At 29.6% G+C, this 15,062-nt stretch carries 17 protein-coding genes; 10 read left to right on the plus strand and 7 right to left on the minus strand.

Annotated elements, in window-relative coordinates; all coding sequences use genetic code 11:
* Positions 1 to 24: 24 nt before the first annotated feature.
* Positions 25 to 567, plus strand: coding sequence for a hypothetical protein (locus tag ACKTSW_RS06600; RefSeq protein WP_408024485.1), 543 nt, complete (start codon positions 25 to 27; stop codon positions 565 to 567).
* Positions 568 to 910: 343 nt separating this feature from the next.
* On the plus strand, positions 911 to 1,279 hold the full coding sequence (locus ACKTSW_RS06605; RefSeq protein ID WP_408024486.1) for a cupin domain-containing protein: 369 nt from the start codon (positions 911 to 913) through the stop codon (positions 1,277 to 1,279).
* On the opposite strand, the gene ACKTSW_RS06610 is transcribed toward ACKTSW_RS06605, so the two are convergent.
* Both ACKTSW_RS06610 and ACKTSW_RS06615 read right to left on the minus strand, forming a co-directional pair.
* On the minus strand, positions 1,247 to 1,936 hold the full coding sequence (locus ACKTSW_RS06610) for a ZIP family metal transporter (RefSeq protein ID WP_408024487.1): 690 nt from the start codon (positions 1,934 to 1,936) through the stop codon (positions 1,247 to 1,249). The two genes, ACKTSW_RS06605 and ACKTSW_RS06610, sit on opposite strands and share 33 nt — an antisense overlap.
* Entirely contained in the window at positions 1,933 to 2,661 is a 729-nt protein-coding gene (locus tag ACKTSW_RS06615) for a class I SAM-dependent methyltransferase (RefSeq protein ID WP_408024488.1), read from the minus strand. Before ACKTSW_RS06615 ends, ACKTSW_RS06610 begins: the two co-directional genes overlap by 4 nt.
* Positions 2,662 to 2,774: 113 nt before the next feature.
* Here ACKTSW_RS06615 and ACKTSW_RS06620 point away from each other — a divergent pair, with 113 nt between their 5' ends.
* Entirely contained in the window at positions 2,775 to 3,956 is a 1,182-nt protein-coding gene (locus ACKTSW_RS06620; RefSeq protein WP_408024489.1) for a THUMP domain-containing class I SAM-dependent RNA methyltransferase, read from the plus strand.
* 48 nt (positions 3,957 to 4,004) lie between these two features.
* Here the strand turns inward: ACKTSW_RS06620 and ACKTSW_RS06625 are convergent, their stop codons facing one another.
* The 5 genes from ACKTSW_RS06625 to ACKTSW_RS06645 form a co-directional block, all read right to left on the minus strand.
* On the minus strand, positions 4,005 to 4,775 hold the full coding sequence (locus ACKTSW_RS06625) for a pentapeptide repeat-containing protein (protein WP_408024490.1): 771 nt from the start codon (positions 4,773 to 4,775) through the stop codon (positions 4,005 to 4,007).
* Between the two features lie 119 nt (positions 4,776 to 4,894).
* Positions 4,895 to 5,167 carry an HU family DNA-binding protein gene (locus tag ACKTSW_RS06630; RefSeq protein WP_408024491.1) on the minus strand — a complete coding sequence of 91 codons (273 nt, stop codon included), beginning with the start codon at positions 5,165 to 5,167 and terminating at the stop codon, positions 4,895 to 4,897.
* A gap of 186 nt (positions 5,168 to 5,353) precedes the next feature.
* On the minus strand, positions 5,354 to 6,298 hold the full coding sequence (gene fmt, locus ACKTSW_RS06635) for a methionyl-tRNA formyltransferase (protein WP_408024492.1): 945 nt from the start codon (positions 6,296 to 6,298) through the stop codon (positions 5,354 to 5,356).
* Positions 6,299 to 8,185, minus strand: coding sequence for a RecQ family ATP-dependent DNA helicase (locus ACKTSW_RS06640; protein WP_408024493.1), 1,887 nt, complete (start codon positions 8,183 to 8,185; stop codon positions 6,299 to 6,301).
* Positions 8,178 to 8,720, minus strand: a complete 543-nt coding sequence (locus tag ACKTSW_RS06645) for an AAA family ATPase (RefSeq protein ID WP_408024494.1) — start codon at positions 8,718 to 8,720, stop codon at positions 8,178 to 8,180. The genes ACKTSW_RS06640 and ACKTSW_RS06645 overlap by 8 nt, the downstream gene beginning before the upstream one ends.
* 116 nt (positions 8,721 to 8,836) lie before the next feature.
* Here ACKTSW_RS06645 and ACKTSW_RS06650 point away from each other — a divergent pair, with 116 nt between their 5' ends.
* From ACKTSW_RS06650 to ACKTSW_RS06680, 7 genes are all read left to right on the plus strand, one after another.
* Positions 8,837 to 9,118: a DUF493 family protein gene (locus tag ACKTSW_RS06650; protein ID WP_408024495.1), complete on the plus strand. Its 282-nt coding sequence runs from the start codon at positions 8,837 to 8,839 to the stop codon at positions 9,116 to 9,118.
* 52 nt (positions 9,119 to 9,170) lie between these two features.
* Positions 9,171 to 10,028, plus strand: coding sequence for a hypothetical protein (locus ACKTSW_RS06655; protein ID WP_408024496.1), 858 nt, complete (start codon positions 9,171 to 9,173; stop codon positions 10,026 to 10,028).
* Complete coding sequence (locus ACKTSW_RS06660; protein WP_408024497.1) at positions 9,991 to 11,370, plus strand: peptidylprolyl isomerase; 1,380 nt, start codon at positions 9,991 to 9,993, stop codon at positions 11,368 to 11,370. The genes ACKTSW_RS06655 and ACKTSW_RS06660 overlap by 38 nt, the downstream gene beginning before the upstream one ends.
* Before the next feature lie 99 nt (positions 11,371 to 11,469).
* Entirely contained in the window at positions 11,470 to 12,423 is a 954-nt protein-coding gene (locus tag ACKTSW_RS06665) for an AAA family ATPase (protein WP_408024498.1), read from the plus strand.
* Between the two features lies 1 nt (position 12,424).
* Positions 12,425 to 12,871, plus strand: coding sequence for a YybH family protein (locus ACKTSW_RS06670; RefSeq protein ID WP_408024499.1), 447 nt, complete (start codon positions 12,425 to 12,427; stop codon positions 12,869 to 12,871).
* Positions 12,872 to 13,112: 241 nt separating this feature from the next.
* The gene (locus tag ACKTSW_RS06675) at positions 13,113 to 13,316 is read left to right on the plus strand and encodes a hypothetical protein (protein ID WP_408024500.1); all 204 of its coding nucleotides are present in this window, start codon (positions 13,113 to 13,115) and stop codon (positions 13,314 to 13,316) included.
* Between the two features lie 56 nt (positions 13,317 to 13,372).
* On the plus strand, positions 13,373 to 14,908 hold the full coding sequence (locus ACKTSW_RS06680) for a TlpA family protein disulfide reductase (RefSeq protein ID WP_408024501.1): 1,536 nt from the start codon (positions 13,373 to 13,375) through the stop codon (positions 14,906 to 14,908).
* Positions 14,909 to 15,062 lie beyond the last annotated feature (154 nt).

Consider the following 15,062-nt stretch of genomic DNA (forward strand, 5'->3'; position numbering starts at 1 on the left):
ATAATAACTATGTAATTTTAAAAGATGGAAGTAATAAAAATAGCCTTTTTTGTATTGGGTGTTTTTTTTGGAGAAAATAGTAGAATAGCAGCAGAGAAAACAACGGTTTCGGTAAACCCAAAAGAGCAAACAATAACTATTGCTCAAGAAAATATATTCACACTTATAAATAATGAACAAGATAGTATACAGGTTAACACAGAACTAAAAAAGGTGGTAGCAAGAAATTGGAGGAAAGAGATAGAAGCCTATCCATCAAAATCATGTATTGTTTATGTTACTAATGAAGGTAATTTGAATGCAAAAATTATATTAAACTATCCTTCGGAAAAAATGCTAAAAGATTTTGCGCTAGGCTTTAATCAAAAAGCCAAAGAATTCTCTTTAATTAATATTCCTGATTGGAATGTTGAAACAAAAGATGGAGTGTTAAAAGGAAATTATTGGAGGTTTAGTGCAGATGACAATTTTACCTTTGTTGTTACTCCATTCAAAAATATGCCAGATAAGTTTAAAAGCGCCAAAAGAAGCCTTAGACCAATTTGGGAGGCTGAAAAAGAAAACTAAAAGATATATTATTCCAAAAAGTCTTTTTCCAAAAGGTTACGTTTTAAAAAAAGAGTTTTTATTTATAATAATTGTAGTTCAGTAATAAAATAAATTTATTGAGTTTGCGCTCAATAATTACTAACCGAAGTGTATAGTTTACAACTGGGGGCTAGCAAACTGTAAATAGAAAAGATTGAGCATCCATTTTTGGAGGCTCTTTTTTGTTTTTTAAAATGCTTAAATAACTTTTTTGTCTATTATAACTAATACACTATAATTCCGAGTGGAAGGAGTAAAAAAATAATTAAGTTCGTAAAAGAAATTATATACTTAAAAAGTTTAAAGAAATAAGTAAAACAACATGAGTAAAAAATATACCATTCAAAAAAGCCCATTTGTAGTACCAACTACTGATGGGAAATTAATCGAAGAACATTTTGGGAATGCTACCGATAGAAATTCAAAAGTAAGCATAGCATATATGGTAGCACCTGTCGGTTGGAGTGAGCCTTTTCAAACACCAGAATTTGAAGAATATACTTACATCATCAAAGGAAAAAAGCAATTCAATATTGATGGTGAAGTTGTGGTGTTAGAAGCAGGGCAATCAATCAAAATTGAAAAAAACACACGTATTCAATATTCCAATCCATTTACCGAACCTTGTGAGTATTTAGCGGTTTGTTTACCTGCTTTTTCAATGGGGTTGGTGCATAGAGAGGATAGTTAGTAATATTCCTAAAATAATAGCCGCAAATTTTTTGAAATTGAACTTATGGTTCTCAGTACTTTCAAAAAGAATAATGGTAGAGATATGTAAGAACACTCCAACTATTAAAGCTGTAATTTCTGTATGGTATTGTTCTACTAAAGGAACTTTGTTAGATACTAAAATTCCTAAAGGACTCATTAATGCAAATACTGTTAAAAAGAAAAAAATCGTTTTTTTCGAATACTTTACATGTAACAAAAAGGAAGTTAATACAATGGAAATGGGTATTTTATGTACGATAATTGCCCATAATAAACTATCATCAGCATGATGAATAGGTAATCCTTCAGAAAAGGCATGAATACATAAACTTATAAATAATAACCAAGGAAACTCTGAAGCATCAGAATGTAAATGTATATGTCCGTGTTCAGCACCTTTTGAAAAAGATTCTAACACCGATTGAATTATAATTCCTACTAAAATTAAAATACCAATTAGTTTTGTGTTGTCGGCGTGATGATATACTTCGGGCAACAAGTGTAAGATGGTTACTGAAAGTAAATAAGCACCACTAAAGGCTAATAATAAACGAACAAAGGTATTACTAGGTTTTAGTAAAAAAACAAATAAAACACCAACTAAAACAGAAATAATTAGCAATAAGTAACTCATTTAGCAACAATAATTAAACGGTCAGAAGATTGTGGATTAAACTCATTAAGATTGTAATCGCCAAAAACATGTGTTACTTGTAAGCCAACACTATCAAAATACGATTGTAGTTTTTCTAACGTTAAAAACTTTACACGTTCAGTATACGAGTGTAATTTTCCTTCAGCAGTGAAAGAAATATGTTTTAAGATAAATCCGTCTTTGATTTCTTTTTTAATATTGAATTCAATACAGTCAATAGTTTTTACTTCTTCTTTTACCAGCGTATTTTTTACTTTTTCAACATTTAAGAAGTCCAATACAAATACACCGTTCTTTTTTAATCCGTTTTTAATACTTCTTAAAACAGCAATGTCTTCTTTATCATCTTCAAAATAACCAAAACTGGTAAAGAGATTAAATACAGCATCATATTTACTTTCAATAGGCTTTCGCATATCCCAAACTTCAAAATGAAGTGTTTCATTCTCAAATTGTTTGGCATGTTCAATACTGTTTTCACTTAAATCACCTCCCACAACGTCATAGCCTAACGAGTTTAAGTAAACTGCATGGCGTCCTTTTCCGCAAGGTAAATCAGCAATATGACTTAACTTAGGTAGTTGTAAAAACGAAGTGATATTACGCATAAAAAATTGTGCATCGGCATCGTTTCTATGCTTGTATAAAATATGATAGTATGGTGTGTTAAACCACGAAGTAAACCAATCTGTTGTTGTATTCATAACTATAAAGGTCTGCAAAAATACGCAAAACTTACGTTTTTTATATTCAAAGTGGAAAAGATTCACAACAACTCAAAATTAACAGTACTTTTGCAGTGAAATTTTACAGTTACATGGAAAAAGATTTTAAAATGACTGCCATAACCATGGCAGGTTTAGAGGAGGTGTTAGCGAATGAACTACGACAGCTAGGGGCAATGGATGTAAAAGAAGGAATACGAAATGTTTCTTTTAAAGGGGATAAAGGTTTTATGTATAAAGCTAATATTGCGTTACGTACCGCTATTCGTATTTTAAAACCTATTAAACGCAGTAAAATTTTTGATGAAGAAGATTTATATGAAGCAATTCAGCGTATAAAATGGGAACGTTTTTTAGATGTAGATGGAACCTTTGCTATTGGAGCTGTGGTAAACTCTAAAAATTTTACGTCAAACTCACATTATATTAGTTTAAAATCAAAGGATGCTATTGCCGATTATTTTATGCACAAGTATAAAAAGCGTCCGAATGTAGATTTAAAATATCCAGATGTAAAAGTTCACGTACATATTCATAAAGAATGGTTAACCATTTCGTTAGACTCTTCTGGAGAATCATTACACAAGCGTGGATATCGTAGTGCTACGAATATAGCACCGATTAACGAAGTATTAGCGGCGGGCTTGGTATTACTTTCAGGATATAAAGGGGAAGAGAACTTTATTGATCCGATGTGTGGTTCAGGAACTATTTTAATAGAAGCTGCAATGATTGCGAACCATATTCCTGCAAATATTAATCGCAAACATTTCGCCTTTGAAAATTGGAAGGATTATGATGAAGATTTATACTTTGTTATTCAAGATTCGTTGTTAAAGAAAATACGAAGTTCACATTTTAAAATAATGGGCTTTGATAAGGCGCCATCGGCAGTTAGAAAGGCACAACAAAATATTATTAATGCGAATTTAGAAGAGTTTATTGGTGTACACCATGTAAACTTTTTTAACTCTAAAAAAGAAGTATTTGGTAAAACTACCATTTTATTCAATCCGCCTTATGGAGAACGTTTAAACATTGATGTAGAAGAGTTTTATAAAAAAATAGGAGACACGTTAAAGCATAATTATCCTAACTCAACAGCTTGGTTAATTACATCTGACATACAGGCTTTAAAACATGTAGGATTAAGAACCTCTAGAAGAGTACCGCTTAAAAATGCTGACTTAGATTGTCGCTTTGTAAAGTATGAACTGTATGAAGGTAGTAAAAAGGAGAAAAAGAATTCCTCTTTTAATGATGAGGAAGAATAAAAAACTCCGCTTTTAGCGGAGTTTTTTGTTTGTATCTAAAAAGTGGAATTACTTTTTTAGTAAATATTTATTAAAACTTTTACCATTTATTTTAGTGTATTTTGAGTCAATATCAAAAGCAACTTCCATTCCGGTAATATCGAATTCACCCGATACTTTGGTGTATTTAATATTTAAGTCTTCTTCAAATTTTACATTCCTAAAAGACACACCATCTTTAAATTCGGTATATTTAAAAATAGCACTTTCATTAAAAACCGAATTTTTAAAACTCACAAAACGGTTAAATTTAGCATATTTAAAGGTAGCTGGTTCTTTAAATAGTGTGTTTTGAAAAGTAATATCTCTATTAAATTTAGCATATTTAAAGGTAGAGTCACCTTTAAACTTAGTGTTAGAGAAATTAGCATTTCTTTCAAAATCAGAGTATTTAAACATAGCTTTTTCTTCAAAAGTACAATCCTTAAATGTTACGATATCTTCAAAGTTAGCAACAAAAGTGTATCCGCTTTTTTCATCAGGAATATAAGCTAATACATCATCTCTAAAAACACAATTAATAAAAGATACTTTATCGGTAATTTGTTTTTCTATTGTATTAGTTCCTCCATTGTTCCACCAACTTTTTCTTTTAGGTAATTTTGGTAATGCCTCATTCATAAAAGTAAAATCTAATACTCCTTTAATAGTAGCATTTGAAATCTCTATTGCTTTTCCGTCTTTAACATCTCTCATAATATCTGATGCGTTTACGGTCTTTTGTGCAAATGCAGTTGAAATTGAAAATATAAGAGCAATAATGGTTACTATATTTTTCATGTTTAATGGTTTTATGTTTTATATAATAGACAACCAATGTTTGTTTTTTGTGACACTTATAAAAAAAAACGGTATTTAGTTAACTAAATACCGTTTATAAATATGTTTCGTGGAAAATATTAGTTTACTGAATCGCTTAAACCAGCACCAGCTTTAAACTTAACTACGTTTTTAGCAGCAATTTGAATTTCTTTTCCAGTTTGAGGATTTCTACCAGTTCTAGCAGCTCTCTTAGAAACAGACCAAGTTCCCCATCCTACTAAAGCAACCTTATCACCTTTCTTTAAAGAAGAAGTTACGTTAGAAGTTAAAGAATCTAATGCAGCCTTAGCAGCAGCTTTTGAAATTCCTGCATCAGCAGCCATCGCATCGATTAAATCTGATTTGTTCATAATTTGAATAGATTTTAAAAATTAATTAATATTTTTTGCTTAAATAGCTCAACAAATATAGACGGAATGCGGGATTGTGCAAGATTTGACCTAAAAAAAACACCTTTTTGTTAATAAGTTGCTATGAATTGTTAATAACCACTTGTGTTTTTTTACTGGAATCGTTTAAACCTTATGGATAAAGGGCTACAGGACTTTTGCTTCTTTTTTGAATTGATAACCGTTTAATAAACTCTGAGCGTCCATTAACTTTTTACCAGATATTTTAATTTGATTAATAGTTAAGTAACCACCTATTACTGCTATTTTTAACTCCTTTTTAGAAGTAATAATGCTACCAATGTCAAGGTTATGTGAGGAGGAGTCTTTACTAACCCCGTATATTTTAGCTGAAAGTTCATCATCTCCATTTATAATGGTAGTCCATGCAGCAGGATATGGGTTTAACCCACGAATATGATTATAAATATCATCTAATGGCTTAGACCAATCTATTTTACAATTATGTGGGTATAGTTTTGGAGCAGATTTTTCTTCCAATTCAGGCTGTTTCGTGGTTTTTACCTCACCTTTAGCTATCAAATCTAGCGTCTTAGCTACCAGTTTAGCTCCTAAATGCATTAATCTGTCATGCAGTTCACCAACAATTTCATCTTCTTTAATGGTTACTTCACTTTGTAAGATAATTTCTCCCGTATCAATTTTATCATCAATAAAAAAAGTGGTGACACCTGTTTTGGTTTCACCATTAATAATGGCCCAGTTGATAGGGGCAGCACCACGATATTCTGGCAATAATGAAGCATGTAAGTTAAATGTACCGTATTTGGGCATTGCCCAAACCGATTTAGGTAACATTCTAAAAGCTACTACAACTTGTAAGTTAGCGTTCCATTTTTTTAAATCTTCTTGAAATTCCTCATTTTTTAAATTTTTCGGTTGAAGAACAGGTAAGTTTTGAGACAATGCATACTTTTTTACTGCTGATTGATTAAGCTTACGCCCCCTACCAGCAGGTTTGTCTGCTGCAGTAATAACACCTACCACATTATAATCATTCTCTACCAAATGCTTTAAAATAGTAGCAGCAAAATCAGGAGTTCCCATAAAAACGATGCGTAAATCTCTCATTTATTTTAAAAAGTATTTATTGTTTTTTGTGTGTATTTTTTCTTCAGCAAGAAGCTCTCGCAAAAGTATTAAAATGTTCGCTTCTTTTTCATTTAATAAAGAGCAGATTTCAGGAACTGTTAGGCTTTCTTTGTTTTTGAATAAAGAAACAATCTCTTTTACAGTTATCGTAGGCGATTTCTTTTTATGTAAGCATACATCGCAAACTCCACAATTTTGAGTTTGGTGTTCATCAAAATAAGAGAGAAGTTGCACACTTCTACAAACTGAATTGTTCTTTATAAACTGAAGTAAATCTCTGTTTTTCTGTTTTTTTTGCTTTATATAGTGTTGAATATTTGTAGCAATTCGGTTAATGGTTTTATCATCTTCTCTAGGTTGTAAAAAGAAAAGTTCTGCATTATTTGTCGCTTTGGTATAAACCATTAATTCTTTTTGGGCTAGTTTTTCTAAAGTATCAAATACAAACCAAGAAGTAGTTCCTAGTTTTTTAGCAATATAAAACTCGTCAATTTTTATAGGGTTTTCAAAGACACCGCCATACATACGTAAAATTTGTTGAATAAAGTTTTTAACCTGAGAGTTTTGATTACTATATGATATAACTTGTTTACTTGAAACTAAAAATTGAATAGTAGAGTTTTGTTGAAAGTTATGATTAAGTTCTATTATTCCATTATTATTTAGTATTTGAAGTGTATTAAATGTTTTACTAGGAATAAAATTATATTTATTACAAAATGCTAAAAAATTGAAATCAAAAGCAGTTTCTATCAATTCTCCTTTAGCGATTTGAAAATGTTGATAAAGTTTTTGATGTATAATTTTTATTTCTTCAATTGTTGGTAATGATTTTTCAAGTAGTTCACTACTCAAAGAAATATCGCTATTATTTGTTAATACTACAGCGAAAGATTTTATTCCATCACGTCCGCCACGACCTGCTTGTTGTATATAATTTTCAATAGAAGAAGGTAAGTTGATATGAACAACTACCCTAACATTAGGTTTGTCAATTCCCATACCAAAAGCGTTAGTAGCAACTATAATTGGAGTTTTTTCCGACATCCAGTTTTCAAAAGTCAATTTTTTTTCCACAGAAGAAAGTCCGCCATGATAGAAAGAACTTTTAAAACCTTGGGCATTTAGGTAGTTGCTAATTTCCTTCGTTTTATTACGAGTATTTACATATACAATTGCAGGAGCTTTTGTTTTGGTAAAAATCTGATTGAGTTTACCAAGCTTATCTTCAGTTTTAAAAATTTGATAGGCTAAATTTTTTCTAAAAAAAGATTTTTTAAAAACAGTAGGGTTTTCTAATTCAAGAGAAGAAATGATATCTGAAATTACTTTTTGAGTAGCGGTAGCCGTTAAAGCAATTATCTTAACAGTTGGTTGTAGTTCTTTTAAAATAGTAATGTTTTGATAGGACGGACGAAAATCGTGACCCCACTCAGAAATACAATGTGCCTCATCAATCGCAATGAGGTTAACATTAAGTTGTTTTATTTTTTCTTGAATAAAACGCGATTGTAATCGTTCGGGAGAAATGTACAAAAACTTAGTATTTCCAAATCGGATATTATCAAAAAGTGTAATAATTTCATCTTGCGTACTTCCTGAAGGTATTAAAGTAGCTTTTATGCCTTTATTCATAAGATTAGAAACTTGATCTTGCATTAAGGCAATTAAGGGGGAAATAACAATGCAAACACCTTTGTTAACTAATGCGGGTACTTGAAAGCAAATAGATTTTCCACCTCCTGTAGGGAGTAGAGCAACAATATTGTTGCTTTTTAAAACTTCAGTAATTATTTCCTGTTGAGGAGCTCTAAAAGAAGTATATCCCCAATAATGTTTTAATATTTGTAGTGCTTTATTAGGCATCGTACTTTAACGAGTGTAAAATAAAATCACAACGTTCTTGTACCGATCCAAAAGGAACTTCAATAATATTATACCCAACACCTTCGTAAGCTTCTTTTAAAAAAGTATTAATTTTAACAGATTGCTCAAAAGTTTCGTACCGTTCGTTATCAGATTTGTAAATGTCTTTCCAAGGCGCACAAATAAACACCTTATTGTACAAATATTGAGTGCTTTTTTCTTTAAAAATAGATGGGTAATCAGAACCAAGATAGCTCATATAAGCATGTACATCAGGAATTCCTCTATCAAAGAAAATTATTTCTGCATCACTTTGATGAGCTTCTAGATATTGTTGCTCTCTTCCTTCTAATAGTAATTGGCTAAACAATAAAGGTTGCTCTAAAAAAAGTTGATCAATTCCATCTTTTTGAGCTTTTAGAGTAACTTCTCTTGAAATTTCAGGCATACATTCATATCCACGTTTAATAAATTCTCTTAAAATAGAAGATTTACCAGTACCAGGACCGCCTATTAAAACTATTTTTTGTTGCATGGGTCAAAAATAGCAGTTTCAAGTTATAAATATAATAAATAGTGTAATTTTGTATCCCATCATAAAAATACTCCTAATTTTTTGATGAATTTTATTAAAACAGAAATTATTGAATTATGCAAGATAGAGAAGCTTTTTACATAAAGTTAAAATCACAACTAGAAGATACGACTACATTTCCTGCGAAATATTTATATAAATTTATTGTTCCAACAGATGGTAATCAGGTACAAGAAGTACAAAGTTTATTTGATAATGGGGGGGAGGTTATTAATACAAAAAAATCTAAAACAGGAAAATATGTAAGTGTTTCGATACACTTAACAGTAAAAAGTTCAGACGAAGTTATATCATACTATAAAAAAGCAGAGGATATTAAAGGTATTATTTCGTTGTAGTGTTAGTAAACAGAAATATTTTTTTTAGATACTTATAAATAACTAATTTAAAGTGAAAAAATACATTTTTATACTCATATTATTACTTATCGTTTCATGCGATCTTATAACTCTAAAAACAAAAAAAGTTGAGCATGAAAGACCTATAGCTACTGTGTATAATAAACATTTATACAAGAAAGATATAGTAGGGTTGTTACCCAAGAATCTTCCTTCAAAAGACAGTTTAGTTATTGTAAAAGGCCTTATTAATTCTTGGGCAAAACAAGAATTGTTATATATAAAAGCTGAAGAAAATATATCAGAAGTAAATAGCAAGGAAATTCAAAGTTTAGTTAATGATTACAAAAAAAGTTTATACATTAATGGGTACAAAGAGCGTTTAATAAAACAGCAATTAGATACCATTGTAACAGAAGAGGAAATTATATCGTATTACAACGAGAATAAAGAAAATTTTAAAGTAAGTGAAGAATTACTACAATTTGAATATGTGCATTTTGGTAAAGATTATTTAGATAAAAAAGAAACAATAAAGCAATTTAAATCAGAAAAAGAAGAAGATAAAGAAGATTTAGAAAGACATTTGTTAAACTTTAAATCATATCGTTTACAAGATTCAACTTGGGTTACTTTCGAATATTTAAAGAAAAAAATACCGCCATTACGCGTTGAAACTAAGGAAAATTTGTTAAAAATATCAAAATTCATACAAAAAGAAGATAGTTTAGAAGTATATTTGGTCGCTGTAAAAAATATATTGCCTAAAAATGCAACGGCTCCTTTAAGCTATGTTAGTCCTAGAATAAAGCAAATTATTTTACATAAAAGAAAATTAGAATTAATACGAGATATTGAAAAAACGCTGATAAATGATGCAATTCAAAATAAAAACTTTAAAGAATATTAGTATAGTATTTACGTTGTTTTTAACAGGTTTAACAACGTTAAATGCACAGCAAACAAAAATAGACGGAGTTGCTGTTGTTGTTGGTAAAAACATTGTTTTAGATTCTGATATAGAGAAGTTTAAGCAGGAGGTGGAAGAGAGGAGTGAAGGAAAGATAAAAATATCTAACTGTGAAATGTTAGAAGAATTGATGCAACAAAAATTACTGGCGCATCATGCAGTAATAGACAGTGTTACTGTTACTCAATCTGAAGTAGATAGTAAGGTAGATAGAAGTGTTGCTTTTTTTACTCAAGAATACGGTAGTGAAGAAAAAGCAGTAGCAGCTTATGGATTTAATGATATTGAAGACTTAAAGAAAGAATTAGGAAGAGTTCAAAAAGAAAATATACTTATACAAAAGGAGCAGCAAAAAATTACAGAAAATATTGATGTAACTCCAGAAGAAATTAGAGTGTATTTTAAAGGATTACAAGAGAAAGGTGAACTTCCTGAAATTCCAGCTGAAGTAGAATTACAACAACTAGTATTAAAGGCTGAGCCAGCTAAAGAAGAGGAAGAGCGTATTTTAAATAAGCTGAAAGAAATTAAACAAGAGGTAGAAAATGGAGCGAGCTTTAAACTAAAAGCTATTATTAATTCTGATGACCCTAGTGTAGCTCAAAATGGAGGAAACATGGGGGTTATTACAAAAGAAACAGGTTTTGTAAAAGAATTTAAAGAAGTAGCTTTTTCTTTAGATGAAGGACAAATTTCAGAACCTTTTAAATCTCCTTTTGGATATCATATAGTATATTTAATTAAAATAAGAGGAAACGGTCGTGAAGTGTCTCATATTTTAATGCAACCTGAAATTTCTGATGAGAAATTAAATAAAACAAAAGAAGAAATTGAAAAGATAGTAGCAGATCTTAAAGAAGGAAAAATAACTTTTGAAGAAGCCGTAAAGAAGTATTCTGAAGACGAAGAAACAAGAAATAATGGAGGGCTAATAATAAATCCTTACACTCAAGAAGCTACTTTTGAGTTAACAAGAATGCCACCAGAATTATTTGCAAGAATTAGTGAATTAAATAAGGGAGATTTGTCTGATATTTTTTATGATGAAACACGTGAAGGAGAAAAGATGTATGGAGTTATTTTTATGAAAAATAAAACAGATAATCATACAGCCGACTTAGTTCAAGATTATGTAAGAATGCAAGAATTTGCATTGGCTAAGAAAAAAGAAGAAGAATTAACAAAGTGGACGAAAGAAAAAATACAAGAAACTTACTTAAAGTTAAGTAATGATTACAAGAAATGTACTTTTAAGAAAGATTGGAAAAAAGAAAATAAATAAGAAGTAATAAATTTAGTATATTGTCATTCCCGCGAAAGCGGGAATTTCATTTTATGAAAGGTTATCATTAAATTTATTGAACAGGAAAAACTTTGATTTATGTCTGACGTAACAGCAGTAAACACATTAGTAGAAAAATACAGCCAACTACAACAAGAAATAGGAAAGGTTATAATAGGTCAGCAAGAAGCGGTAAACTATACGTTACTTTCGATTTTTTGTGGAGGACATTCGTTGTTAATTGGAGTGCCAGGATTGGCAAAAACCTTATTAGTAAACACAATTTCTAGCGCATTAGGACTTAACTTTAATAGAATTCAGTTTACTCCAGATTTAATGCCTTCTGATATTTTAGGTAGTGAAATACTAGATGAAACACGTCATTTTAAATTTATAAAAGGACCCATTTTTTCGAATATAATTTTAGCTGATGAGATTAATAGAACTCCACCAAAAACTCAAGCAGCTTTATTAGAAGCAATGCAAGAAAAGTCAGTAACTATTGCAGGGCATCATTACAAGTTAGATTTACCATTTTTTGTATTAGCAACTCAAAACCCTATTGAACAAGAAGGTACATATCCTTTACCAGAAGCTCAATTAGACCGTTTTATGTTTTCAATTAATTTAGAATACCCAAGTTTCGAAGAAGAAGTACAAGTGGTAAAGAACACTACGTCAATAGTAGAACAAAAAGTAAATGCTATTTTTTCTTCAAAAGAAATTATTGAAGTTCAACAATTAATCCGTAAGGTTCCTGTAGCAGATAATGTGGTAGAGTATGCTGTTGGGTTGGTAGGTAAGACACGTCCTAATTCAGATAAAGCAACTAAGTTAATTAAAAAATATATCGATTGGGGAGCAGGACCTAGAGCTTCACAAAACTTAATTTTAGCGGCCAAAGCTTATGCAGCAGTACACGGAAAATACTCACCAGATATAGAAGATGTGCAAGCAGTAGCCATTCCTATTTTATCACACAGAATTGTGAAAAATTACAAAGCAGAAGCAGAAGGAGTTACGATAAAAGAAATTATAAACTCATTATTTTAAAATGATGAAGCTAGTAAGCATCGTTTTTTTTGTGATACTTTTTGTTTCATGTAAACAAGAAGTAGCCAAAACAGTTTCGGAAGAAACAGAAAAGCAAGAAATTTTATCAGTGATGAAGGCACAAGAAGAAGCTTGGTCTAATCACAATTTAGAAGGCTTTATGCAAGGGTATTGGAAAAGTGATTCATTAAAGTTTTACGGACGAAACGGAATTACTTTCGGTTGGCAAAAAACCTTAGATAATTATAAAAAAGGGTATCCAACAAAAGAGCACTCAGGAACATTAACTTTTAAGATTAATGATATTTCTAAAATTACTGAAGGAGCTTATTCAGTTATGGGTGAATATCATTTAAAAAGAACCGTAGGAGACGCTAACGGCGTGTTTATGATCATTTTTAAGAAGATACAAGGCGAATGGAAAATTATCGCTGATACTTCGTGTTAAAATATCACCTGGCAACAAATAAAAAACTATGTAAAATATACTTCCATAACCTCCTGAGCTAAATACATGTAAGTAGGTCTGGAAATACATTAAAATTGTTATAAAAAATATAGTTTCCCTATTTACAACTGAGATAAAACAGAGTTTACATAATTTTGTCCTAAGCATGAGTGAGGGAATTATAAAAAATAAAATGTATAATTTCTGTCTTTTCATAATCTGTAAATTTAAATTATATATTATGCTAAAAGAAATTAACAAATTAGGAAAAACTCTGACTAGATTAGAACAAAAAAAAGTGTTTGGAGGAGGTGATATTCAGTGTTCATGTTACACTGATACAGGAAATGCACAAGGATCAGAGGCGAGTTGTGAATCTTGCTTTAGTTACTGTAAGAAAACTTATGGGGATCAATTGACCTCATCATGGTGTTTTGGTGGTTAATTATGATTGAATAATATAGGGGGAATATTTTCCCCTATTCTAAAATTAAGAGTTTCATGAAATTAATAAAAGGTATCTTTTTTTTTATATTATTAGTTTTTGTAGGATGTTCTAAACAAAGAACTGAATCAAATAATTCAATTACTCAAATAGAAGAAAATAATGTAAAACAGAAAAAAGGAAAGGTAATTATCATGGGGAAAACGGATGATATAGATGCATTTAAGTACTTCAATGTGTATAATCATTCTTCACTCTCTATTAGTATGAAAAATTATTATAAAGATATAAAAGTAATTAAAGACTCTTTATTTTTAGTTATTGATTCAATAACTAATTCACAACTTATTAATATACATGCATCTAGTTCAAAATCATCATATGATGGACAATTATTTGTAAGTCCAAACGATACAGTAGTTTTTGAAATTAAAAATAAAAAACTAAAATTCATTGGAAAAAAAGCTAATCAAAATAACTTCTATGCTAGTCTGTTTGATTCAATTCCTAAATACAATAACTATTCATACAATGGAGATATACATGATTATAAACAAAACGTCGACTTATTCTATAATAAAAAACTAAATTTTTTAAATCAATATGTTAAAGATAAAGGAATCAATTCTGCTTCTTTTATAAGTATGGTTAAGCTAGATTTAAAATATCAGCGTCTATACGAATTGATTAAACCCAAAGAGAATGGATTAATTCCAATTGTTCAAAATGAGTATAATAACAAAGAAGAAATATTTGATTTTGAAACTTATTTTGGAAATATAAATATTGATGACTATAAAAATGAAGATCATTTAAAACTTCTCTCTTTTAGAAGTGCTTTATTCTCGCTTGTTAAAAATTATTATGAATATTCAGATCACACTAATTATTCAATAGAAAAACTTGAAGCTGAAAGAGAGTTTATAGAAAAAAACTTTAAAGGTAAAATTAAGGAATTTCTTATCACAAGTTTAATTTTTAATTATAATAAGAAAGGATTTGGTCGAAGTATTAATAGTGTTTCTTATTTTAAGAAGTTTATTAATAAATTTGAAAAAGAATATCCTGAATCTTCTTCTAAAGAGGATATACAAATAATAAAAGATGAATTAGCTTTGTATAATTTTGAATTATCAGACTTACCTCTAGATGCTAAATTTGTTAATAATTTTGGTGACACATTAACTCTAAGGAAAATTTTTGCACGCTCTACCAAAAGAATAAAAGTTGTAGATTTTTGGGCGAGTTGGTGTTCTCCCTGCATATCAGAAATAATGGATGACAAATCTTTTAAAGATAGACTTTTAGTTGAAAATAATGTTGAATGGATTTATCTTTCTATTGATGAAAACTATCAAAAATGGATAGAAAAGAATAAAAAAATGAAACATGTTTTAAATTTTAACAACTCTTTTTTTCTTTTGAAAGGAAACAAATCCTCTTTAGCTAAGTCCTTAAAGGTTAGTTGGATTCCAAGGTATGTTATTTTTAATCAAGAAGACAAAATAGTTTTAAATAATGCACCTAGACCTTCTGATAAAGAAAATTTTGAAAGGATTATTGATAATATAAGTAATAATAGCTTAAACTAATATAAGTTAAAGTGTAAGCTTCCCCTTTTTAGGACACCTTAAAATTCGACAAATAATTATTATTTAGGTCAGATTTGATGAAGAATTTAAATTCTTCATCAAATCTAGGCATATATTCTTTAGGTGATTTGTTACCTAAGGATTGGTGTGGATG

This window comes from Tenacibaculum sediminilitoris (assembly GCF_964513795.1).
Lineage (GTDB): Bacteria > Bacteroidota > Bacteroidia > Flavobacteriales > Flavobacteriaceae > Polaribacter > Polaribacter sediminilitoris.